The following is a 22,526-nucleotide window of genomic DNA, read 5'->3' as shown; positions in this document are numbered from 1 at the left end:
CAAACAGTTTTTCAGAATTGGTCATGATTCTATGAATGAAACGAATGGATTCTCACATCATACAATAAACTACGGGGATCGATCCTGGATTTCAAACCGCCGTGCGGCGACCACAATCAGCAACAGTACCGGGAGACCGAGAATCGCGGTGATCAGGAAAAAGTCAGGATAACCGACCGCATCGACGATGGATCCCGAGTAACCTCCCAGCACCTTTGGTATCAAGGTCATCAGCGAGCTGAAGATCGCGAACTGCATAGCGGTAAAGGATATGTTGGTCAGACTCGACAGAAACGCGACGAAAGCGGCGCTCGCGATTCCCGCCGACAGGTTATCCGCCGAAATGATGACGTAAAGCCATAACATATCGTAGCCAATACTTGCCAGCAGCATGAACAACAGGTTGGTCGCCGCTGACAGCACCGCCCCTAAAAACAATATGCGCATTACGCCGAAACGCAGCGCGAGCAAACCCCCGAGAAAGCCGCCGGCGATCGTCATCAATAAACCGAAGGTTTTGACCACGCTGGCAATCTCGGACTTGCTGAAACCGAGATCCTGGTAAAACACGTTGGATATAACCCCGAGTACAATATCCGAAATGCGGTAAACGCCGATCAGTGCGAGCAGTATCCACGCGAACGACCAGCCGTAGCGTCTAAAGAAATCGCGGATCGGCATCAGGTAAGCCCGCTCTACCATCGGGTAACCAACGATGCCCGATTTGACCAGTACCAGGGCCAGCACCCACATGATCAACAGGGCCAGGGCCAGGCGTAGCGTTTCCACCAGGAACGCCGCCAGGAAAGGATTGGCCAGCATTGCCCCGAGCGAAGTCTTGATACTGCCGGCGATATCTCCTGAAAAGAAAAACACGGCAACGAAGCCCCCGATCGCGACCACGAAAATTAACAGGAATCGCGCATAGTCCTGGCCCGTATCCAGGACGCCACCACTCTCGGACTGCGATGGTTCATCGATGACCAGCGTGGTGGTTACGCCGACCAGCATAGCAAGCGCCATTGCGCAATAAGTCCATTGCCATGCGGGGTAATAATAGGCGCCGCCACTGGTACCAAACCAGTCGGCTAAAAATAATGAACCCGCGCCTGCCACCAGCATGCCGATTCGATAACCGGCGATGTAAGTAGCCGACATCATCGCCTGTAACTCGGCTTTGGCCGATTCAATGCGATAAGCATCGATAACGATATCCTGGGTTGCCGACGAGAAACCGAGTAAAACCGCGGCCAAAGCCATCAAGGTCAAACTCGACTGCTTCGCGGCCGGATCGATCGCGGCCATCGCGAGAATTGCGACAATTACCGCAAACTGCGCCAGCAGCATCCAGGCGCGTCGTCGACCGAGCTTGCGGGTCAAACCGGGCAGCGGCAACTGATCAACCAGCGGCGCCCAGACGAACTTGAATGAATAGCCGAGAGCGGCCCAACTGAAATAAGTCACCGCGGCTCGCTCGGCCCCGGCCTCGCGTAGCCACAAGCTCAATGACGAGAAAATCAGCAGCAAGGGAATACCGGCTGAAAAGCCGAGGAACAGCATCGTCACAACGCGCCGATGTAAAAATAATCCTAGCGGAGAAACGGCTTGCAGATCCTGCTGCCGCACTAGCCCGCGGGCTCCAGGTCATAGTCCATAATTAACGGTGCATGGTCGGAAAAGCGCCGTTCCTTATAAATCCGTGCGCCTCGAATCGAGTCTTTCAGGCCCGGTGTGACGACCTGGTAGTCGATACGCCAGCCCACGTTCTTGTCCCAGGACTGGCCACGGTTTGACCACCAGGTGTACTGCTCGTCGCGTTTATCCACCGCACGAAACGCATCGACATAGCCCACGCGTTCGAATAAATCTGTCAGCCAGGCACGCTCCTCGGGCAGGAATCCCGAGTTTTTCTGGTTCGAGCGCCAGTTTTTCAGATCGATATTCTGATGTGCAACATTCCAGTCACCGCAGATGATGAATTCACGCCGTTTGCGCCGCAATGACTGTAGGTGCAGCATAAAGCTCTCGAGAAAGCGCCACTTGGATTCCTGGCGGTGATCACCCGACGAACCCGATGGCGCATATAGTGATATCACGGAAAGGTTGCGGTAGCGATACTCGAGGTAGCGACCCTCGTTATCGAACTCCGATTCACCGTAGCCGCGAATCACCTGCAATGGTTGTTGCTTGCTATAAATCGCGGTACCGGCATAACCTTTCTTCAGCGCGTCGTAGTAGCTGCAAAAATATTGATGAGGGTGGAACATTGGCTGGTCCAGCTGGTCGGTTTGCGCCTTGGTTTCCTGAACACAGATAAAATCCGCGCGCTGGCGAGGTAGCCAGTCGAAAAATCCCTTGCGCGACGCTGCCCGAATACCGTTGATGTTTATTGAGATCACGCGCATCTTAAACTGCTACCATTATTCAATTCTGGCGATATGATACATGACTTAACATATCCAACTAATAACCATTCGCCCATGCAAGCCTACCAATCCCGATTCGTCGAGTACTGCCTGCAGCGTGGTGCCCTGAAGTTTGGCGAATTCACGCTCAAATCAGGTCGCGTCAGCCCCTACTTTTTCAACGCCGGTATTTTTAACCGTGGCGCGGACCTCGCCGCACTCGCCGAGTTTTACGCCGACGCAATTCAGCACAGCAAAATTGACTTCGATCTGCTGTTTGGACCCGCTTACAAGGGCATCCCGCTGGCGGCGATTACGGCGAGCGCGCTGTACCAGAAGTATCAACGTGATATCCCCTACGCGTTTAACCGCAAAGAAGCCAAGGACCACGGTGAAGGGGGCAATACAGTTGGCGCTGATATCAGGGGTCGCGTCATGATTATCGACGATGTCATCACCGCTGGGACCGCAATCCGGGAGTCCATCGCATTAATCGAGTCGCTCGGGGCCGAGGTTTGCGCGGTCATGATTGCCCTCGATCGCCAGGAAAAAGGCTCGGGCCAGCTTTCCGCGATTCAGGAACTGGAACAACAGGGGAGGCGTGTCATCTCGATCATAACGCTGGACCAGATTCTCGAGTACCTGCAAACCAGCGGCGACACCGGGCACCAGGCGTCGATCCAGGCTTACCGGAACCGTTATGGCATCGATTGAACTCAACCCGAACAATTCAGTCTACTAGGCTGTTACGATAAAAAAAACAGGTGCACCATGCTTAGAATCCTATTGCTGAGTGGTCTAATCTCGTTTTCTGCATACGCCGGCGATCCGATAGTAATAAGCAGCGGTGACAGGCAGACTGCTGTTGTCGAACTCTACACCTCGGAGGGATGCAGTAGCTGCCCGCCAGCCGATCGCTGGTTATCGCGCCTGATCGAGACACCGAAGGACGAGGTCGACGTGCTCGCGCTGTCGTTTCATGTCGACTACTGGGATTACCTGGGCTGGAAAGACCGCTTTTCCAGTGCAGAATATACACGTCGACAGCGCCAACTCGGTGCCAACAACCTGCAGCGTACCATTTATACACCCGAGTTTTTTGTCAACGGTATGGAAGCACGTGGCGCTGCTAACATTCTGGATAAAATCCAGCAATCCAACCGGCAGCAGGCACCACTTGAACTGAAACTGACTGTCTCCGGGGACAAAACTGAGCTCGTCCTCGACCTTCATTCTCCTAGAGACCGTGACACCATCGGCCAAATCCATCACCGTTACCTGGTTTATGAAAATAACCTGTCCACCGACGTCAAGCGCGGGGAAAATTCAGGTGAAACGCTGCGACACCAGCAAGTGGTTCGCTACATGAGCCGGCCGCAGAGCTTACAGTTGAATAACAGTCATCGTATTGCGATAGCGCCCGACTGGAATCCGCAGAATATCGGTGTTGCAGTGCTGGTTACTTCGCCGGGAGACAGGCAATACCTGCAGGCATTACATACGCCAGTGTCCAGTCTAATGGGGCTGCAATAGCCTCTAAATTCATGAAAAATCCGAATTATTAAACTATTATGCCTGTTACGATCTGAATGACCCTACGCGGTCAGGGACGAAACAACGCAGTGCGCATAGAAGGCAAGAACCTACATTTCCGCTTAACATTATTGTCGGTCATGCTGCTGGCACTGATGCTCTCTGCTTTCTCGAAGCAGACGACAGCGGGCGCCCTGTATAAATGGATCGATGAAAACGGCCAGATTCGCTACAGCGATCGGCTTCCACCCAGCCAGGTCAAAAAGAAACACCAGCAGTTAAATTCACAGGGTGTGGTCCTGACAACCAAGGAAGCAGCCAAGAGCGACGAGGAATTGGCAGCGGAGGCTGAAGCCACACGCAGGCTGGAAGAGGAAAAGGCCAAACAGGCAAAGCTCAAGGAGGCTCAGGATAAAAAAGACCAGGTATTGTTGCTGACTTTCAGTTCCGAGGAAGAGCTCGGCATCGTGCGTGATAATCGTCTCGATGTGCTCGATTCGGTGATTCAGTTGATCAACAAGAGCATCAATTCCACCCAGCAAAGACTCGATGAATTACATGGGAATGCTGACGCTCTTTACCTTTCCAAAGGCAAAGAGGTTCCGGGTGGACTTGCCCAGAAAATCGAACACTTTACGCGCAAGCTCGAGAACCGCAATGCCCAGCTAGCATCGAAACTGGACGAGCAGGATAAAATAAACCAGCAGTACGAAAAGGATGTGGCTCGTTTCCGAGAGCTCACAACCGAGACCAACTAGGCCTGAAGGCCACTAATTCTGATGCGCACCTTTTATCAGTGTGCCTACCCCGGAATCCGTCAATAACTCCAGTATCACCGAGTGTTTTACCCGTCCATCGATGATCTGACTGGTGCGCACACCAGCCTTGACCGCATCCAGTGCGCAGCGCACTTTCGGCAACATACCACCAGCAATGGTACCGTTGGCGATCAAACGTTCGGTTTCCTCGGCACTAAGGCCCGTCAGTAACTTGCCATCCGGATTCAGCACCCCGGGGGTATTGGTTAGTAACAATAATTTTTCTGCACCTAGCACTTTAGCCAGTTCGCCGGCAACCAGATCGGCATTTATATTGTAAGAAGAGCCATCGGCGCCAACGCCGATGGGGGCAATTACCGGGATAAAATCATCGTCGTCCAGCATCGCTACCACCGCGGGATCGATTGACTCGACTTCCCCGACCTGGCCCAGATCGTTATCGTCTGTGTTGCTTCCTGCCAGTTTCATTTTTCGCGCCGTGATCATACCGCCATCCTTACCGGTCAATCCGACAGCACGTCCACCGTGACCGTTGATCAAAGATACGATTTGCTTGTTCACCTGACCACCCAGCACCATTTCGACGACATCCATGGTTTCATTGTCGGTAACCCGCATACCCTCGATGAAGCGACTTTTCTTGCCTATCTGTTCCAGCAACTTGCCAATTTGCGGGCCTCCACCGTGCACGATAACCGGATTGACACCGATCTGTTTCAGCAACACGATGTCCTGTGCGAAGCTGCTCTTCAGCGCCTCGTCAACCATCGCGTTGCCGCCAAATTTGATTACCACCGTCTTCCGGTCCAGCGCCTGGATATAGGGCAAGGCCTCGATCAGAATATCCGCTACGCTGCCCTTGTCTACTGTCATGCCCGAGGTTACCTGTTACGAACGGGCGCTAGTATAGCGCTCGGCAATTAAATCAATTAGTTGTTTTGCGACGCCGGACTTACTGCCACGCTCGATACTACCGTGTCCGTCCCGCCAGAAAACTTCAAGCTGGTTAAAGTCAGTTTCAAATCCACTTTCGTCATTTCCAACCCGGTTTGCGGCTATCATGTCGAGATTCTTCTGTTCGAGTTTGGCCAGTGCATACTTTTCGAGATCCTGCGTTTCCGCGGCAAACCCCACGCAAAAAGGTCTGTTTTCGAGCCCACTGATCGCGGCCAGAATATCGACATTCAAAGTCAGCTGCAGCGACATCGTTTCTGCTGATTTCTTGATCTTGTTTTCAGCCACCTGCTCGACACGGTAATCGGATACCGCTGCACAGCCTATGAAAATTTCACTCTGAGATGCCCGTTGCATCACCGCTTCGTACATTTGTTGTGCCGATTCCACCGTAACCAGCTTCGCACCGGTCGGCGCGATTAAGGCTACCGGGCCACTGACCAGGGTTACGTCAGCTCCCGCCTGCAGTGCGGCCTCCGCAAGCGCATAGCCCATCTTGCCTGAACTGCGATTGCTGATATAGCGCACCGGATCGATCGCTTCCCGGGTCGGACCGGCAGTCAACAACAGCCTGGTTCCCTGCAGCCTGCCGGGTGCGAATTGCAGCACCATGTTATCCAGCAATTGTTCGGGCTCGAGCATGCGACCGGGACCCACATCACCACAGGCCTGCTCACCGGCGGACGGCCCCCAGACCAGAACCCCGCGAGCAGTGAGTTGATTTAAATTGTCCTGTGTTGCCGGATTGGCGAACATCTGCTGGTTCATCGCGGGCGCCACCGCGACCGGTCGCTTGCTTGCGAGACATAAGGTCAGCAGCAGGTTATCGGCGTATCCCGCACCCATCTTGCCGATAAAATCAGCCGAGGCCGGTGCCACCAGCAGCAGGTCACACCAGCGCGCGAGCTCGATATGATCCATGGCTGATTCCGCTTCGGCATCGAACAAATCGATATAGACCCGGTGACCACTTAAGGCCTGGTACGTCAGCGGTTGTACGAATTCCTGCGCGGACGGTGTCATCACGACGCGCACCTCGGCGCCTGCCTTAACTAGCAGGCGTACCAGTTCAGCAGACTTGTAAGCAGCAATGCCGCCGGTAACTCCGAGCAGAATTTTCTTGTTGATGAGCGCTTGCATTTATTCTATTTTAGCGGCTAAGGACAGCAGGTAAAGGAATACCCGTGACTATCTCTCGATGGCCCAGTGGCGAACAGCCCCGCGAAAAACTGGTTAGCCGGGGCGCGCAAGCGCTCTCTGATGCGGAGCTACTGGCAATATTGCTGCGCACCGGTGTCGCGGGCAGCACCGCCGTGGACCTCGCACGTCAACTACTAGTCGATTACGGTTCGATACGCGGCATACTCGATGCCGACGCAGAAAGTCTATGCAGCCACAAGGGACTCGGCACGGCCAAGTTTGTGCAGTTACAGGCGGCGCTCGAAATTGCGCGACGGCATTTATCGGAAGCTCTCGCTCACGGTAACTGCCTTACCAGTCCCGAACAAACCAGGAACTACCTGAGTGCGCGCCTGCGTGATTACAAATACGAGGTATTTGCCTGCCTCATGCTGGATAATCGCAACCGGGTGATTGCATTTAGGGAAATGTTCCGCGGCACCATAGACGGGGCATCGGTGTTTCCCCGTGAAGTCGTCAAGCAGGCGCTAGCCGATAACGCCGCCGCGGTAATACTCGCGCATAACCATCCTTCCGGTATCAGTGAACCGAGCCAGGCGGATATTCGTATAACCGAACGCCTGCAGAAAGCATTAGGGCTTGTTGATATCCGCGTGCTGGATCACGTTATTATCGGCGACGAGATTAACTGCCTTTCCGAACGAGGTCTGATTTGACCGCGGTTTCGAACCAGGCGGCAACCTGCCCGGCCTCGAGTGGGTGACTAATATAGTAACCCTGCACATGATCGCAGTGCATCCTGGTGAGCAATTCGCACACAGCCAGCGTTTCAACACCCTCGGCAACTACTTTCAAATCGAGCGTATGGGCAAGTTCAATCGTCGCCTTGACGATCAACTGGTCATCAGGATTACTGGCGATATCGCGTACGAAAGACTGGTCAATTTTAAGCTTTTCGACAGGCAACTCCTTCAAATAGGTCAGCGAAGCCTGTCCGGTACCGAAGTCATCAATTGACAGCGACAAGCCCATCACGCCGAGATGCGACAGTACTTCGACCACCTCTCCTGGATCCTGCATGATTTGACCTTCGGTTATTTCGATCACGATTTGTTTGGGCGCGACCTGGTACTGGGTTAAATAGGTTTCTATGCGCTCGGGCAGCCGCCGATCGTGCAGATCAATCATCGACAAATTAATTCCGACCGCTAAATCATCCAGGTCGGATTCACTGATAAACCGACAGGCCGTTTCGATAATCCAGTTGGTTAGCGGTTTGATCAACTGATTCTGTTCAGCCAGTCGAATCGTTTGATCGATGGATACCTCGTGCTTTTGAGGGTCCTTCCAGCGTAACAGTGCTTCGAGGTAAATCGTATCGTAGCTCTCCAGGTCGACAACCGGTTGATACACCAGTTTCAACTCGTCGTTGTCAAGCGCACGACGGATGGCCTGTATCATCGTAAATCCGGTAGTGTCGATGACCTCGTCCGAATCGCGGAAAAATTGCATTGGCCAGTCGCTGTTTTCAGCCTCGACCAGGGCACTGCTGGCATTCTGGTAAAGTGAGTCCGCGTCAACCGCGTCATCGGGATAAATCGCAATTCCGAAAAAGGCCCTTAATTCAAATTCGCGCCCGTAGATCTGGTACTGTCGCACGATTGAAAGGTAAATTTTCTCGACCAGGGTGTTCAACTGGTCGCGTTGTTGAACTTCAAGCAGTATCGCAAACAGGTTCCTCTCGAAACGTGCAACCTGATCGCTCTCGCGCAAGCATTCACGTAGCCCCTGGGTAACCTGTCGCAGCAACGCGTCGACAATATACTGTCCGCGCTGCTGCGCAAAAGCGTCAAGCCCCGCGATATCGATCATGACCAGGGCATATTTGCGCCCGCTGCGTTTTCCCTCGAGTATTGCCTGCGACAGGCGGTCTTCAAAAATGACGCGGTTGTTGAGCCCGGTGACGGGGTCACGCTTGGCCATTTTTTGCATCACGTTGAAATCGTCAATCATCGCTTCGAGCCCGGGCCTGACCGTGCCTTGACGACCACTCGTATTCTCCTGCTGACTCTTCGCCGCCAGGTGCATCTTCTCGGCAAGTTGGAGCAGGGGTCTGATCAAGTTCAGATGTAACAACACCAGCGCCAGCGACGCGGCAACTACCAGTAACGCGAACACGATCGCCGCCTGGCTTTTGAAAAGATCCCAGAAGGTCAGCGTTTGTAACTCCAGGTGCAGCTCGGCAAACACGTCCTTCTCTGTACCCACCGGAATCGTAATCTGGCTACCCCGATCACCATCGGCGTTGAACTCCTGGTACTGTATGCCTCGCTCATTCTCGGCGGCGCGCTGCAAATAGCGGCCGGACTTGCTTGAGAACTCGACCAGAAAATCGAAATAATCCATGCTGACCAGCAATACCGCAGGATTGCCCTCGGCTGCAACCGGACCGGCGATTTCAAGCAATGCCTTGTCATCGATACGACAACTCGAAATCTGTGGAACCAGGAAATTATCGAAGTTATCCCGGTTCATCTGGCTCGGCTGCTGGCAACCTGGTTTACTGGATTTCGACACCGGCCGCCCTTCCTGGTCGAAATGCACCAGGTTGACCGCCCAGATACTCGGATTCCGCTGGTAATAACTCCACAGGAAAGACTGGAAGGCCTGGGTGTCGGCCGATGACTCGGCCAGCGTGCTGAGCAGGTAATATTGCGATTGCAGCCAGAGATGCTGCTTTTGCTGCAACTGCAACACCTGTGCATGCAGGTTTTGCCGTAGCGTCGTGGTATTCTGTTGGCCCTGGCGATCGATCATCACTAACAATGACAGGCACCACAAGGTAAACATCAGCAGGGTCATGCCGGTCACCACCAGCACGCTGAAAGAAGAGATATTGAGTTTCAGAAATCGGGACACTGGTTACTCGATGTTTTGCACCTGTTCACGCATCTGTTCAATCAGGACCTTGAGATCAACAGCATATTGCGTGGTCTGACTGTCCTGGGATTTCGACCCCAGGGTATTGGCTTCCCGGTTGAGTTCCTGCATCAGAAAATCCAGCCTTCGACCAACCGCTTCATTACGATCCAGCACATTTAACACTTCGGTCACATGGGTATCGAGCCGATCGAGCTCTTCCTCGACATCGAGTTTTTGCGCCAGCATAACCAGCTCCTGCTCGAGTCGGTCCTGGTTCGCATTTTCACGCCACTGTTTCAATTTTTCGTCAAGATTGGCTTCCCATTTCTGGCGCAGCGCATCCATCATTGCAGGTCGATGCTTGCGTACTTCGGCGACGATACCACTGATCTGCGCACAGCGGCTGCGGATTGATTCATCGAGTGCCTTACCTTCCGTCTCGCGACCCTTCTGCAACTGTTTCAGGGCCGACTTGAGACAGGACATTGCCAGTTGATCGAACGCGGTCAAATCCCGCTCAACGTCGGCTATTACGCCTGGCCAACTCAAGATATCGGCAACCGATAACTTGCTGCCTTCATGCACGATATTTAGAACCTGTTGTTCAACCTTGCGCAGGCTCAGCACGATATCCTCGTTCAGGCTTATGTCACGCTGTTGCCTGTGATCAAGCTTGTAGCGCAAGCCCAGGTCAATCTTGCCGCGCGCCAGGTATTTCGGCAGTAGCTTGCGGATTTCGGGCTCGAGGTGCCTGAAGTCTTCCGGTACCTTGATGCCGGGCTCGAGGTAGCGATGATTGACCGAGCGCAGTTCCCAGATAATCGATCCGGCTTCGTTGGTCTCCTCTACCCGGGCAAAGCCGGTCATGCTTCGTATCACAATATGAGTCTCAGAGTAATTGCAGGTGGCATCATAGCCTATTTTCCCGATTCCCTTAAACCACATATCAAATCAAAACCAAATGTTGCGGACGGCTATAAGCTGGATGAGTATAATTGCCGCTCATTTTACGGAGACGACATAATGCGACCCAGTGCGCGTGCAGCGGACGAGCTGAGACCGGTCAGGATTTCCCGAAACTATATTAAACATGCCGACGGTTCGGTGCTGATTGAGTTCGGTGATACCCGCGTAATCTGCACCGCTTCGGTAGAAAACTCGGTGCCCGGATTTTTACGTGGCCAGGGCAAGGGCTGGGTCACGGCCGAATACGGTATGCTGCCGCGATCTACCGGTAATCGTATGCGGCGCGAAGCGAGTGCCGGGCGACAGGGAGGGCGCACGATGGAGATACAGCGTCTTATCGGACGCGCGTTACGCGCCAGTATCGACACTAAAAAACTCGGAGAACGCACGATCACGGTCGATTGCGACGTCATTCAGGCCGATGGTGGCACACGCACAGCGGCTATCTCTGGCGCCTGGGTGGCACTTTCCGATTCGATACAGGGGTTAATCGACGCGGGTGAGCTTGAACTGAATCCGGTCGAATGCCAGGTAGCCGCAATTTCGGTGGGCATTTACGATGGTGAGGCGGTACTCGATCTCGACTATGCCGAAGACTCGAGCGCGGAAACCGATATGAATGTTGTTATGAACAACCAGGGCGGATTTATTGAAGTCCAGGGCACTGCCGAGGCAGCCGCTTTTAGCGACCAGGAATTGAACAGCATGCTTAGCCTGGCGCGTGCCGGTATTAATCGTATCTTTGAATTCCAGTTACAGGCGTGAAACGGCTGGTACTGGCATCCGGAAATCCCGGCAAGCTGAAGGAGCTATCGGCACTCCTCGGGGATCTCGGCTATGAGCTGCATGCCCAGTCTGAATTCGACGTGCCCGAGGTCGCCGAAACCGGGACCACTTTCGTCGAGAATGCGATTATCAAGGCACGACACGCAGCCGCCCTTACCGACTTGCCGGCACTGGCGGATGACTCCGGAATAGAAGTTGATGCACTCCATGGCGCGCCCGGGGTTTACAGCGCGCGCTTTTCAGGACCCGGTGCCAGCGATGCCGACAACAATTCCCTGCTGGTTGAAAAGTTAAGCGACATACCTTCCCGGCAGCGTAGCGCAAGATATCGCGCCGTAATCGTCTTGATGCGCCACGCCGCTGACCCGTCACCACTAATCTGCGAGGGTAGCTGGGAAGGCATAATCCAGCTCGAACCCGCGGGTGACGGCGGCTTCGGGTACGATCCCTACTTTTTCCTGCCCGACCGAGGATGCACCAGCGCACAGCTAAGCGCCGCAGAAAAGAATCGCCTGAGTCATCGCGGCAAGGCCTTGGCAGAGCTAAAGCGCAAGCTGGTCGAGCAAGGTGTTTAACAGCAATCCGCCGCTGGGACTGTATATTCACCTGCCTTGGTGCACAAAGAAATGTCCCTACTGCGACTTTAATTCACACCAGGCGGAGACGATCCCGGAACAGGAGTATGTCGAGGCCTTGCTGAACGACCTGGAGCAGGATTTACCACTGGTTTGGGGGCGTTCCATCGAGACCATATTTATCGGCGGCGGCACCCCCTCGCTTTTTTCCGCGGCTGCCATCGAAAACCTGATGTCAGGACTGCGCGCGTTGCTGAATTTCGCACCGGCGGTCGAGATTACGATCGAGTCGAATCCGGGCAGCGCCGATGCCGCAAACTATCGGGGCTACCGTCAGACCGGCGTTAACCGGCTCTCCATCGGGGTACAAAGTTTCAACGATCAAAACCTGCGGGTGCTCGGTCGCGTGCACGATGGCAACCAGGCATTGCGCGCCTTTGCGATGGCACGCGAAGCGGGTTTCGAGAACATCAACCTGGACCTGATGTTCGGGCTGCCCGCACAAAGTGTCGCCGATGCCAGTGACGACCTCGGGCGGGCAATCGAGCTTGGTCCCGAGCACATATCGCACTATCAACTGACAATCGAACCGAACACGCTGTTTCACCACGCTCCCCCGACAGATATGCCGGATGACGATTTAAGCTGGGAACAGCAAAACGCCTGCCAGTCCCTGCTCGAAAGGAACGGTTATCGACAGTACGAAGTTTCAGCTTACAGCCTCGAGAAAAAGCAGTGCGAGCACAATATGAACTACTGGCAGTTCGGCGATTACCTCGGCATCGGTGCCGGCGCACACGGCAAGATTACAATCGCTGGCGAAAACCGCGTGATCCGGCGGATACGCCAACGCCAGCCGCGAGCCTACCTTGAACAGGGTGGTCACGGCACCATTACCAGCGAAACCAAGCTCGACGAAGACGATCTGTTGTTCGAATTCATGCTCAACGCGCTGCGGCTCAGACACGGTTTTCCGGTTCGACTGTTTCGCGACAACACCGGGCTACCGCTAAATTCGGTGTTGCCCGGGCTGGAACTGGCCCGCGACAAGGGCCTGGTCGTTTTTGATCACGAAAAAATCACCCCCACGGTACTGGGATTTTGTCATTTAAACGACCTGCAAACCCTGTTTTTACGCCAGCAGACCCCAAAAAGAAGGCCCTTCTTCGATTCTGCGGAGGGAATTATTCACAACTGAAAATTTAACTCGAAAAAATGTCAAGTTGTTTTTTCGATTTTTCGCTGGAATACACCCGGGTTTGCTAAATAATTGATTTTTATCCCTTTTATCAGGTGGTTAAAAAATGACTAATCTAACAAAAACCAAGGTTTCAACAGGCCCTGGCTGACATCGATCATAGTTATGCACAAACTTATCCACAGTTTTTGTGGATAAAATCACGGTGAATAATCGGTTCAGGGTTTTATGATTAATTACTTATAAATCACTTTAAGTTCCATGCCTAAGTTAAAAACGAAAAGGCGCGGTAGCAGCCAGAAAAAACTTGCACTTTTACTACCAAAAGGTCAAAATTCCCGCCCTTTAACGCCAGCCCAGATAGCACTTGCATCATGAAACCAGAAATCCATCCCGAATACAGGGACGTCGTGTTCCAGGACATCTCGTCTGATTTTGCAATCCTGACCCGGTCGACGGTACCCACCAAGGAAACCATCAAGTGGGAAGACGGGAAAGAATATCCATTGCTGAAACTCGAGATTTCAAGCCAGTCGCATCCCTTTTACACGGGCAAGCAGCACATTCTGCAAACCGCAAAGCAGGTAGATAAATTCCGTCAGCGCTACGGCAAGTCATAACGCGAATCGATTCCATGAGAGGGTGCCCAGGCGCCCTTTTTTTTGTCTTGAATAAACTGCATTAGCACCCAATAATTCACGCATGAAGTACGCCACTCTACTGATTCTAATGTTGAGCTTTGCACTCAGCGCCTGTGCGATCAATCCGGTAACCGGAAAACAGGATTTTGTGACAATTTCGGAAGCCGAAGAAATCAACCAGGGGCGGCGTTACCATAAGGAAATAATTGCCACCTACGGCATCTACGATGATCCTGCGCTACAACAATATGTGAACCGGATCGGCCAGGAACTGGCGGCAAAGAGCCATCGCGAAAACCTCAAGTTTACCTTTACGGTGCTGGATTCCCCGGACATAAATGCGTTCGCCCTGCCCGGCGGTTATGTCTACGTCACGCGCGGTATCATGGCCTACCTCGGCTCCGAGGCAGAGCTCGCCGGTGTGATCGGACATGAAATCGGGCACGTCACTGCGCGCCACTCGGTGCGCCAGCAAGGCGGCCAGTTGGCATCGAACATACTCAGCATTCTGGTCGCCGCCACCACCGGCGATCAAGCACTGGGGAATCTCAGTCAGCAGCTCAGTACTGGTTTGATTCGCGGCTACGGTCGCGATCACGAGCTGGAGGCGGATCGCCTGGGTGCCGAATATCTGCATATTGCCGGCTATGACCCGGAGAATATGCTCGAAGTCATCGGCGTACTCAAGGACCAGGAGGTTTATGAAAAAGCGCTGGCAGCCAGTGAGAACCGCCAACCCAATATTTATCATGGTGTATTTTCGACGCATCCGCGCAACGATGATCGTCTTAAAACCGTGGTTCGGAAAGCCAAAAAACTTTCTGTCAAAACCTACCGCGATAACAATCAGGCAGGCTATGAAAAGATGATCGATGGCATGCTCTGGGGTCCCAGCGTCAAGCAGGGTATCGTCACCAATAACCGCTTTGCACATCCCGAGCTCGGCATCGGCCTGCAGTTGCCCAGGGGCTGGAAGGTCGACAACAATCCCCAGTTCCTCGAAGCCAGGAATCCCAAGACCGGTGCCCTGGTGCAGATCGGGGTGATGCCGCTAAAAAAGAATGAAACGCTGGACGGGATGTTAAAACGCCTGACCCAAAGCAAGGAATTGAAGGTCAGCACGAAGGCTTACGGGGTTACCGCAAGTACCCGGGTCAAGCCGCGTGGCGGCGATTACCAACCTGCACGCGTGAGTGCCATTGCGCTCGAGAATTCGCAAGCGCTGACCCTTTTCGGTACCTCAAGCAAAGATCACTTTCCCGACACCGATAAAAAGCTGCTCGACATTAATCAAAGCTTTCGGCGCCTTAACCAGGCGCAAATTGATGCGATCAAGGCCCCACGTTTGAAAATCGTCAATCGCAATAACCGAAACTTTGCAAGCCTGGCGCAACAAAGTGCCCTGGAATACGAGGCTGAAAACACTTTGCGGTTACTCAACCGTGCTTTCCCCAAGGGCGACATCACCACCTTCAACAAGCTGAAAACAATAACGCTTGATGACTAAACGGCGCCCAGGAATATTGCTCTGCTTTACCCTGTTCTGTTGTGTCGCAAGTGCTTCGAATATCGCTGATCCAGTCTGCCAGAAGATCGCCAACAAACTCGCGAGCGTGGGTTACGAGGAATGCGCAAATCTCGAAATGAAGCCAACCGGCCACAGCTCGGTCGACGGGATGCCGTTAATGATCAAGGAATACCCGCCACTCAAGCGACGCAAACCCCAGGGTCGCATACTGCTCGTGGGAGGTACCCACGGTGATGAACTTGCCTCGATCAGCATCGTGTTCAAATGGATGCACATCCTTGAAAAACACCACTCCGGCCTGTTTCACTGGCGCATCAATCCGCTCATGAATCCTGACGGTGCGTTGCAATCCCGGCATCAACGCACCAATGCCAACGGTGTCGATCTGAATCGCAATTTCTCTACCCCCGATAGCCAAAATGGAGCAGCCCTCGACTACTGGAAAGTTAGGACCTATGAAAACGCGCGGCGTTATCCCGGACCTTATCCGCTCAGTGAACCGGAAACCAACTGGTTACACCAGGAGATCGATCAGTTCAAGCCGAATGTCGTGGTTGCGGTGCATGCACCCCACTCGCTGGTTGATTACGACGCGCCCGATCGAAACAACGCCCCCAGACGCATCGGGCACTTGTATAAAAACCTGATGGGCACGTATCCGGGATCACTGGGTAACTATGCCGGGATTCATCTCGGCGTTCCGGTGATAACACTGGAATTGCCACATTCCGGCATCATGCCGACCAAAAAGCAAATTAGTCGCCTCTGGACCGACCTGGTGCGTTGGCTGATACGCAACGTCTAGACCTGGGCAATTATACCCGCACCAGTCCTCGTGATACCCGCGCCAGATTCCATCATGCACGCGAAAACCTGAGCGGCCCGCGTGAACCCGATAAACCTCCAACTCTCACTAGATGATCACCTGTTCGCCGATGACAACCCTGGTAGCCTGTCCAGTGGGCTATAATTATGCGATATTTGAATTAATTATCTCCAGCAGAGACAAAATCGTGTCCAGTTATCCCTATACCCGCAAACGGCGCATGCGCCGTGATGATTTCTCCCGGCGCTTAATGCGGGAGCACTCGTTGAGCCCCAACGACTTTATTTATCCAATGTTCATAGTCGATGGCGAGCAACAGCGCGTTGCGGTTGAATCCATGCCCGGTATCGAACGTGTCAGCATCGACCTGCTACTCGAAGAAGCGAACGAAGTGGCTCGCCTCGGCATACCGGCGATCGCATTGTTCCCCGTGGTAGAAGCATCCGGCAAGAGCGATAGCGCCGATGAAGCCTGGAATCCGGACGGCCTGGTGCAACGCGCGGTGCGTGCACTGAAGACCGCTCAGCCCGACCTCGGCGTCATTACCGATGTGGCACTCGATCCCTATACCAGTCACGGGCAGGACGGTTTACTGGATGAAAACGGCTATGTTACTAATGACGCCACCGTCGAGGCCCTGGTAAAGCAGGCGCTGTCGCACGCAGAAGCCGGGGCCGACGTAGTCGCGCCCTCCGACATGATGGACGGACGCATCGCTGCGATTCGTGAAGCATTGGAGTCGACCGGTCATTTGAATACCCGCATCCTCGCCTATGCGGCCAAGTACGCCTCCAGTTTTTACGGACCGTTCCGTGATGCGGTTGGATCGGCCGGCAACCTCGGTAGTGGCAATAAATATACCTATCAAATGGATCCCGCGAACAGCAACGAAGCCCTGCACGAGGTCGTACTTGACATCGACGAGGGCGCCGACATGGTCATGATCAAACCGGGTCTGCCCTACCTCGACATCGTGCGCCGGGTCAGCGAAGAACTGCAGTTCCCCACCTTCGTCTACCAGGTAAGCGGTGAGTATGCCATGTTGAAAGCAGCCGGTCAGAACGGCTGGATCGACGAGAAAGCCTGCGTGCTGGAAGCATTGCTATCGATAAAACGTGCCGGCGCCAACGGGATTCTGACCTACTTTGCCAAGCAGGCGGCTACCTGGTTGAAAGAGACTTAGTGATCGCACCCGATCATGTCGATTCCTATGCCGTGGTTGGTCATCCAGTCTCGCACAGCCTGTCGCCCCGAATCCACACCGAGTTTGCCGCGCAGACCGGGCAAAAGATCAGCTACCGGGCGATCGAGCTTGCCGTCGATTCGTTTAGCAAAGGAATACGGGATCTGCAACAGCAGGGATTCAGCGGCCTCAACGTCACGGTACCCTTTAAGCGCGAAGCCTGGGAACTGTGCGACGAGCGAAGTCCTCGCGCCACGGATGCCGGTGCGGTCAATACCCTGACCTTTCAGCCCGACGGCAGTATTGCCGGGGACAATACCGATGGCGTGGGCCTGGTACGAGACCTGCTCGATAACTTGCAGGTTGCGATCGAAAACCAGCGCATCCTGGTGCTTGGCGCAGGGGGCGCGGTTCGCGGCGTACTCGGTCCGATCCTCGCACATTCCCCCGCCTGCGTCGTCATTGCGAATCGAACGCTCGAAAAAGCGATCACGCTGGTGCGCGATTTTGGTAGCCGTGGTGAACTCGATGCGGTCGCTTACGAGGCGCTCGGCTCGGAAAAATTCGACCTCATAATCAACGGTACCGCGGCTGGTCTCGACAACGAAGTTCCACCGCTAACGGAAGCCGTGATGAGTGCAGGTACCGCCTGCTACGACATGATGTATAACCTCAGCGCAGCGACGGCTTTCGTTGACTGGGCACAGGCTCATGGGGCGGCAAAGGCCTTCGACGGGATTGGCATGCTGGTAGAGCAGGCAGCCGAGGCTTTTCTCATCTGGCGTAACGTCCGCCCGGATACCACTGCTGTCATCGACAGCCTGGGAAAATCGTAAACCAGTCAAGCCTCGAGGCCGGCGCTCCTTATCCCGCTCCTAGAGTCGATTGGTTAAGCTGGACGACAGCAATGTAACTCAGGTCCCGGTTTGCTCGATGAACACCATCTCGTCTTCGTCGACCTCGCGAATTCCCAGGTCCTCCATTATTGCGTAGGCGGCTGGCAATACCAGTAGCAACAGGAACGTCGATGAAATCATGCCGAACACGACACTCGCGACCAGCGGCACCAACACCTGTGCCTGCAGGCTGGTCTCCGAAAGTAACGGCAACATGCCCGCAATCGTGGTGACCGAGGTCAAAAAGATCGCACGAAAACGATCGCGCACCGCCTGCCCGGCTGCATCGTGCAACACCATACCCTCGAGGCTGCGGCGCTTGACAAATTCGACCAGCAGAATCGAATCGTTGACCACGACACCCGCGAGCGAAACGAAGCCGATCATGCTCGGCATGGTAATATCGAGGCCCATCAGTTTATGGCCCCAAACCACGCCGATCAGCGCCAGTGGAATATTAATCAACACCACCAGCGGCTCGCGGTAATTGCGGAACTGGTAACTCAACAGGAAGTAAACTCCAAATATGCCGAGTACGAATCCGGTCAGTATCGACTGGTTGGTTTCGCGCGCGTTTTTGACTTCGCCCTCGAGGCTGATGAACATTCCGGGATAGCGTTGTTGCAAGCCGGTGAGAAAACGTTTGCGGGTATCGCCGATGATCTCGTTGGTGTTGGCAATATCGGGGTCGATGTCGCCGCTGATGGTAACAGTGCGCTGATGATTGATGCGATTAATGCGCGAAAACTCGCGTTTAGCGTCGATATCGGCGATCGCGCTGAGCGGAATATCGACGCCCTGGTTATTGAACAGGCTGAGCTGCTCAAAATTGCGCAGCGCATTTTCGCGGTCGGTATCGAGTTTGACGTTGATTTCGTAAGCCTCGCGACCGCGATAAACATCGTCAACCTTGACGCCCTGGTAGGCGGCACGCAATTGCTGTGCGAGCTGTTGCGCATTGAGCCCCGACGCCAGCGAGCCGGGCCGCAGGCTCACCGTGAACTGCGGCTTGCCCAGGCGCAAATCATCCATGACGTTGGAAACCCCGGGGTAACCCTCGAGCCAGGTCTGCAGTTCCCAGGACGCGTTGGACAATTGCTGCAAGTCGTCGTGCTGTAAGCGAATCGAGATCGCCTGCCCCGCCGGGCCCAATACCGGTTCCTTGAACTGCACCGAAACCGCCTCCGAAATCGTCCCGGTAGTCTCGAGCCAGCGACGCCGTAACTCGTTCAATGAGGTATTGCGCTGTTCCGAGTCGAGCAGGTCCAGGCTGATGGTTGCGAGGTGCGCGCCGGTCTCGCCGGCGTCGGCGTTATTGCTGTAAAACACCTGGACGTGGCGGATCAACTCGCCCTCGGGTTCGGGCGGTAACTGCCGCTCGGCCTCGCGCAGGCTCGCTAGCAGTTCGGCGACTACTGCCTCGGTGCGGTCGAAGGGGGTGCCCTGCGGCAGGATGAGACGCGCCTCTAGCACGTTGCCCTCGAGATCGGGAAACGCCTTGAATTTGATCAGGCCGGCCGGGAACAGGCTCATAGTGATCACGAACAGGCCGAATGTGATCCCGAGCGTAAGGTAACGGTAGCTGATCGCGAGATCAGCGAATTTGCCAACGCCAGCGCGCAGGCGCTCGAATCTGTCTTCGAAAGTATTGCGCCAGCCGGGTTTGTCCTGCTGCCCGTGACGCTGTAGGGAGTGCACCAGGTGATGCGGCAATATCAAAAAAGCTTCCACCAGGCTGATGGTCAGAACCGACAGCAGCACCACCGGGAGCACGCTCATGACCTGGCCGATGTGCCCCTGCAAAAACAGCAGGCTGCCGAACAGCATCGCCGAGGTCGCGAACGAGGACAGCACGCCGCGGCCGACTTTTTCGATGCCGTTAACTGCCGCCTCCAGTGGTGGTTTGCCGGAGCGGTATTCGTTTTCGATACTCTCCGAAATGACGATGGCGTCATCCATCAATATTCCGATCGCCATCAGCAGCGCAACCATCGAAATCATGTTAATGCTGATACCGAACAAGCTCATCACCATCAACCCACCAATGAAGGAGATTGGCAATCCGAGCGCCACCCAGAAAGTGTAGCGCCAGCTGAAGAACAGGAACAGCGCCAGCGTTGCCAGCAGCAGCCCCTGCCAGCCGTTACGCACCAGCAGCTGCAGCCGGTCCTCGACAATCGATGCCGTATCCTGCGTGATCACGAGGCGCGTCGATTCCGGGAGCACGCGGTTTTCGGCATCGATGAAATCCTGGACCGCGTTATACACGGTCAAAGTATCGTCGCCGGAATTTTTCCTGACCTGCAGCAGCGCCGCCGGTCGGCCGTCCAGATCGACACGCACTTCCTCATCGGTAAATTCATCGGTGATGGTAGCAATCTCGCCGAGCCGCAGACGACCGCCCCGGTCGTCGTGGAGCACTACCAGATCGGCCAGTTCCTCGACGTTGCGGCGTTCGTTCTCGACGCGGATCTGGTAGGAGCGCTGGTCGGCCTCGAGGATGCCCGCCGGCAAATCCAGTGCCTGTTGTTGAATCAGGTTGGCAATATCCTGGATGCTAAGCCGATATTGTTGCAGCGTTTCGGCTTTAACGCGTACGCTGAGTTCATGCGTCGAAAATCCACTGACGTCGACCATCGGTATTTCCGGCAGTGTCAGCAACCGGTCACGGTAGTGCTCCGCCAGCGCCTTCAGTTCCGACTGCGACAGATCGGCGTTGATCGCAACGCTGACCACCGCCGAGGTGCGGCCGAGTTCATCGATCAGCGGATCCTCGGCGTCATCGGGAAAATCGGTTATACCATCGACCGCCGAATTGATGTCGTCAATGAACTGCTGCAGGTTCTCATCTTCCTGCATTTCCAGCACCATGATGCCGACATTGTCGCGCGCCTCACAGCTGCGCTCCTTGAGAAAACTGATGCCGTCGGTAGCGTCTTCGAGCCGGTTGCAGATTCCTTCCTCGACTTCGGAGGCACTCGCCCCGGGGTAATTGACCGTGGCCTGCACCTTGAACAAATTGATTTCGGGAAAGGTTTCCTTATTGAGGCTAGGAAGCGCCGCGATGCCCAGCAACAGGATGATGAACATCAGGATGTTCGCAATCGTGGGATGGGCCGCGAAATAGCGAATCATCAATCGGCTCCGACTGCGCGACGGCGCAGGTAGTTTTCAACGTCGGACGCAGGGTGGACCTCGAGCGGCATACTCTCGATCACCGGGGTCAGGTCGGTGATGACGACACGTTCGCCGGCCTCGATACCGCTGCGCACGATCACCAGGTCACCCTGGGTGAGTTGAATTTCGACCGGCCGGATTTCGAGCCGATCGTCATCGTCGGCAATATAAACGCGCCCCTCGTGCACGGCCTTGCGCGGAATCACCATCGCTGACTGCTCGGGCGCCAACAGATCGATCGCGGTAAACATTCCCTTGAGCAGCGGCGGTCGCCTGCCGGGAATAATCTTTTCATAGGGATTGTCGATACCGACGACGACGCCGAGCGTTTGCCGAGTCGCATCGATAGCTTCGCTGACACGCAGCACGCGCGCCTCCCAAACCGCGTCCGGTAAATCGCTGACCAGCCTGACACGCGCCGAGAGGCCCAGGCTCTCGTTAATGCGTCCCCCGGTCTGCACGAATTGGCGATTCAATGGCACGCGATTCTCGAGATGACTGACCAGTTTGCGCATCGATTCGATCGGTAACTGCGCGCGGATTTCGACACCTTTCAAATCGATGGCCTCGAACAGCGCCGAACCCACAGTGACGAATTCGTTCTGGTCGACGCTGACCATGCCGATACGCGCGTCGAACGGTAATGTAATTTCGGTACGGCCGAGGATCGTGGCGCGGTTTTGTACTTCCTGTTCGGCACGCGCGATCTGTGCCTCGATCGACTGCCGGCGACTTTCATAACTGTTCATCCGGCCCTGCAGATCTTCAACCTGTTGGCGCAGCTGGATCGTCTTTTGCTCCTCGGCATCGAGGGTTGACTTGGCGATCAGCTGCTTTTGATAAACATCTCTGAGGCGGGTAAGCTCGGCCTCGCCAACGGTGAGGTTTTTCTGCGCCAGCTCGAGTGAACGTTGCGTTGATTTTTGCTCCGCTTCCAGTTCTCTAAGCGACGACCGGCTGGCTTTTAGATCTTCCTGTGTTTGTTTCAACGACAGCGCATAGTCTTCGGCGTCAATA

General features: G+C 54.8%; 20 protein-coding genes. 12 read left to right on the top strand and 8 right to left on the bottom strand.

Features of this window, described 5'->3' with window-relative positions:
* Positions 1-69: 69 nt before the first annotated feature.
* Positions 70-1,626 (bottom strand): MFS transporter, encoded by a 1,557-nt coding sequence (locus OES20_16960; protein ID MDH3636391.1) that lies wholly within the window; start codon positions 1,624-1,626, stop codon positions 70-72.
* A complete protein-coding gene (locus OES20_16955; GenBank protein MDH3636390.1) occupies positions 1,626-2,405 on the bottom strand; it encodes an exodeoxyribonuclease III in 780 nt (259 codons plus the stop codon). Before OES20_16955 ends, OES20_16960 begins: the two co-directional genes overlap by 1 nt.
* Positions 2,406-2,480: 75 nt before the next feature.
* Here OES20_16955 and pyrE point away from each other — a divergent pair, with 75 nt between their 5' ends.
* Genes pyrE through OES20_16940 form a run of 3 tightly spaced genes read left to right on the top strand, consistent with a single transcriptional unit; the run spans position 2,481 to position 4,696 of the window.
* Positions 2,481-3,119, top strand: a complete 639-nt coding sequence (gene pyrE / locus OES20_16950) for an orotate phosphoribosyltransferase (GenBank protein MDH3636389.1) — start codon at positions 2,481-2,483, stop codon at positions 3,117-3,119.
* 57 nt (positions 3,120-3,176) lie between these two features.
* Positions 3,177-3,938 carry a DUF1223 domain-containing protein gene (locus tag OES20_16945; protein ID MDH3636388.1) on the top strand — a complete coding sequence of 254 codons (762 nt, stop codon included), beginning with the start codon at positions 3,177-3,179 and terminating at the stop codon, positions 3,936-3,938.
* Between the two features lie 56 nt (positions 3,939-3,994).
* The gene (locus OES20_16940) at positions 3,995-4,696 is read left to right on the top strand and encodes a DUF4124 domain-containing protein (protein MDH3636387.1); all 702 of its coding nucleotides are present in this window, start codon (positions 3,995-3,997) and stop codon (positions 4,694-4,696) included.
* 12 nt (positions 4,697-4,708) lie between these two features.
* On the opposite strand, the gene argB is transcribed toward OES20_16940, so the two are convergent.
* Entirely contained in the window at positions 4,709-5,590 is an 882-nt protein-coding gene (argB, locus tag OES20_16935; GenBank protein ID MDH3636386.1) for an acetylglutamate kinase, read from the bottom strand.
* 15 nt (positions 5,591-5,605) lie between these two features.
* The gene (coaBC, locus tag OES20_16930) at positions 5,606-6,811 is read right to left on the bottom strand and encodes a bifunctional phosphopantothenoylcysteine decarboxylase/phosphopantothenate--cysteine ligase CoaBC (protein MDH3636385.1); all 1,206 of its coding nucleotides are present in this window, start codon (positions 6,809-6,811) and stop codon (positions 5,606-5,608) included.
* Between the two features lie 44 nt (positions 6,812-6,855).
* Between coaBC and radC the strand changes: the two genes are divergently transcribed.
* Complete coding sequence (gene radC / locus OES20_16925; protein ID MDH3636384.1) at positions 6,856-7,527, top strand: DNA repair protein RadC; 672 nt, start codon at positions 6,856-6,858, stop codon at positions 7,525-7,527.
* On the opposite strand, the gene OES20_16920 is transcribed toward radC, so the two are convergent.
* Both OES20_16920 and OES20_16915 read right to left on the bottom strand, forming a co-directional pair.
* A complete protein-coding gene (locus tag OES20_16920) occupies positions 7,496-9,730 on the bottom strand; it encodes a bifunctional diguanylate cyclase/phosphodiesterase (protein ID MDH3636383.1) in 2,235 nt (744 codons plus the stop codon). The genes radC and OES20_16920 overlap by 32 nt on opposite strands.
* A 3-nt stretch (positions 9,731-9,733) precedes the next feature.
* Positions 9,734-10,600 carry a YicC family protein gene (locus OES20_16915; protein ID MDH3636382.1) on the bottom strand — a complete coding sequence of 289 codons (867 nt, stop codon included), beginning with the start codon at positions 10,598-10,600 and terminating at the stop codon, positions 9,734-9,736.
* A 156-nt stretch (positions 10,601-10,756) separates the two neighbouring features.
* On the opposite strand from OES20_16915, the gene rph reads away from it, so the two are divergent.
* From rph to aroE, 8 genes are all read left to right on the top strand, one after another.
* On the top strand, positions 10,757-11,464 hold the full coding sequence (gene rph / locus OES20_16910) for a ribonuclease PH (GenBank protein ID MDH3636381.1): 708 nt from the start codon (positions 10,757-10,759) through the stop codon (positions 11,462-11,464).
* Entirely contained in the window at positions 11,461-12,060 is a 600-nt protein-coding gene (gene rdgB, locus OES20_16905) for an RdgB/HAM1 family non-canonical purine NTP pyrophosphatase (GenBank protein MDH3636380.1), read from the top strand. The genes rph and rdgB overlap by 4 nt, the downstream gene beginning before the upstream one ends.
* Positions 12,053-13,258, top strand: coding sequence for a radical SAM family heme chaperone HemW (hemW, locus tag OES20_16900; protein MDH3636379.1), 1,206 nt, complete (start codon positions 12,053-12,055; stop codon positions 13,256-13,258). Before rdgB ends, hemW begins: the two co-directional genes overlap by 8 nt.
* Positions 13,259-13,632: 374 nt before the next feature.
* Entirely contained in the window at positions 13,633-13,878 is a 246-nt protein-coding gene (locus OES20_16895) for a type B 50S ribosomal protein L31 (GenBank protein MDH3636378.1), read from the top strand.
* A gap of 82 nt (positions 13,879-13,960) precedes the next feature.
* Positions 13,961-15,406, top strand: coding sequence for a M48 family metalloprotease (locus OES20_16890; protein MDH3636377.1), 1,446 nt, complete (start codon positions 13,961-13,963; stop codon positions 15,404-15,406).
* On the top strand, positions 15,399-16,232 hold the full coding sequence (locus tag OES20_16885; protein MDH3636376.1) for a M14 family zinc carboxypeptidase: 834 nt from the start codon (positions 15,399-15,401) through the stop codon (positions 16,230-16,232). The genes OES20_16890 and OES20_16885 overlap by 8 nt, the downstream gene beginning before the upstream one ends.
* Positions 16,233-16,440: 208 nt before the next feature.
* Positions 16,441-17,436, top strand: coding sequence for a porphobilinogen synthase (gene hemB, locus OES20_16880; GenBank protein MDH3636375.1), 996 nt, complete (start codon positions 16,441-16,443; stop codon positions 17,434-17,436).
* Positions 17,436-18,272, top strand: coding sequence for a shikimate dehydrogenase (gene aroE, locus OES20_16875; protein ID MDH3636374.1), 837 nt, complete (start codon positions 17,436-17,438; stop codon positions 18,270-18,272). The genes hemB and aroE overlap by 1 nt, the downstream gene beginning before the upstream one ends.
* Positions 18,273-18,350: 78 nt before the next feature.
* Here aroE and OES20_16870 read toward each other — a convergent pair whose 3' ends face one another.
* Together OES20_16870 and OES20_16865 are read right to left on the bottom strand one after the other, a co-directional pair.
* Positions 18,351-21,467, bottom strand: a complete 3,117-nt coding sequence (locus tag OES20_16870) for an efflux RND transporter permease subunit (GenBank protein ID MDH3636373.1) — start codon at positions 21,465-21,467, stop codon at positions 18,351-18,353.
* Positions 21,467-22,526 (bottom strand): HlyD family secretion protein (locus tag OES20_16865; protein ID MDH3636372.1); only part of this gene is annotated, 1,060 nt, incomplete at its 5' end. The genes OES20_16865 and OES20_16870, both read right to left, overlap by 1 nt.

The sequence above is a fragment of the Gammaproteobacteria bacterium genome, assembly GCA_029862005.1.
Classification (GTDB): domain Bacteria; phylum Pseudomonadota; class Gammaproteobacteria.
Note: the sequence above shows the minus strand (reverse complement) of the source record. Positions and strands in the feature narration are given on the sequence as shown.

Excerpts from the sequence above, each read along its gene's own strand:
- pyrE (MDH3636389.1), top strand. The coding sequence starts at position 2,481 with ATGCAAGCCTACCAATCCCGATTCGTCGAGTACTGCCTGCAGCGTGGT.
- rph (MDH3636381.1), top strand. The coding sequence starts at position 10,757 with ATGCGACCCAGTGCGCGTGCAGCGGACGAGCTGAGACCGGTCAGGATT.
- OES20_16895 (MDH3636378.1), top strand. The coding sequence starts at position 13,633 with ATGAAACCAGAAATCCATCCCGAATACAGGGACGTCGTGTTCCAGGAC.
- coaBC (MDH3636385.1), bottom strand. The coding sequence starts at position 6,811 with ATGCAAGCGCTCATCAACAAGAAAATTCTGCTCGGAGTTACCGGCGGC.
- OES20_16870 (MDH3636373.1), bottom strand. The coding sequence starts at position 21,467 with ATGATTCGCTATTTCGCGGCCCATCCCACGATTGCGAACATCCTGATG.
- OES20_16885 (MDH3636376.1), top strand. The coding sequence starts at position 15,399 with ATGACTAAACGGCGCCCAGGAATATTGCTCTGCTTTACCCTGTTCTGT.
- OES20_16890 (MDH3636377.1), top strand. The coding sequence starts at position 13,961 with ATGAAGTACGCCACTCTACTGATTCTAATGTTGAGCTTTGCACTCAGC.
- OES20_16940 (MDH3636387.1), top strand. The coding sequence starts at position 3,995 with ATGACCCTACGCGGTCAGGGACGAAACAACGCAGTGCGCATAGAAGGC.
- OES20_16915 (MDH3636382.1), bottom strand. The coding sequence starts at position 10,600 with ATGACCGGCTTTGCCCGGGTAGAGGAGACCAACGAAGCCGGATCGATT.
- argB (MDH3636386.1), bottom strand. The coding sequence starts at position 5,590 with ATGACAGTAGACAAGGGCAGCGTAGCGGATATTCTGATCGAGGCCTTG.
- OES20_16955 (MDH3636390.1), bottom strand. The coding sequence starts at position 2,405 with ATGCGCGTGATCTCAATAAACATCAACGGTATTCGGGCAGCGTCGCGC.
- OES20_16945 (MDH3636388.1), top strand. The coding sequence starts at position 3,177 with ATGCTTAGAATCCTATTGCTGAGTGGTCTAATCTCGTTTTCTGCATAC.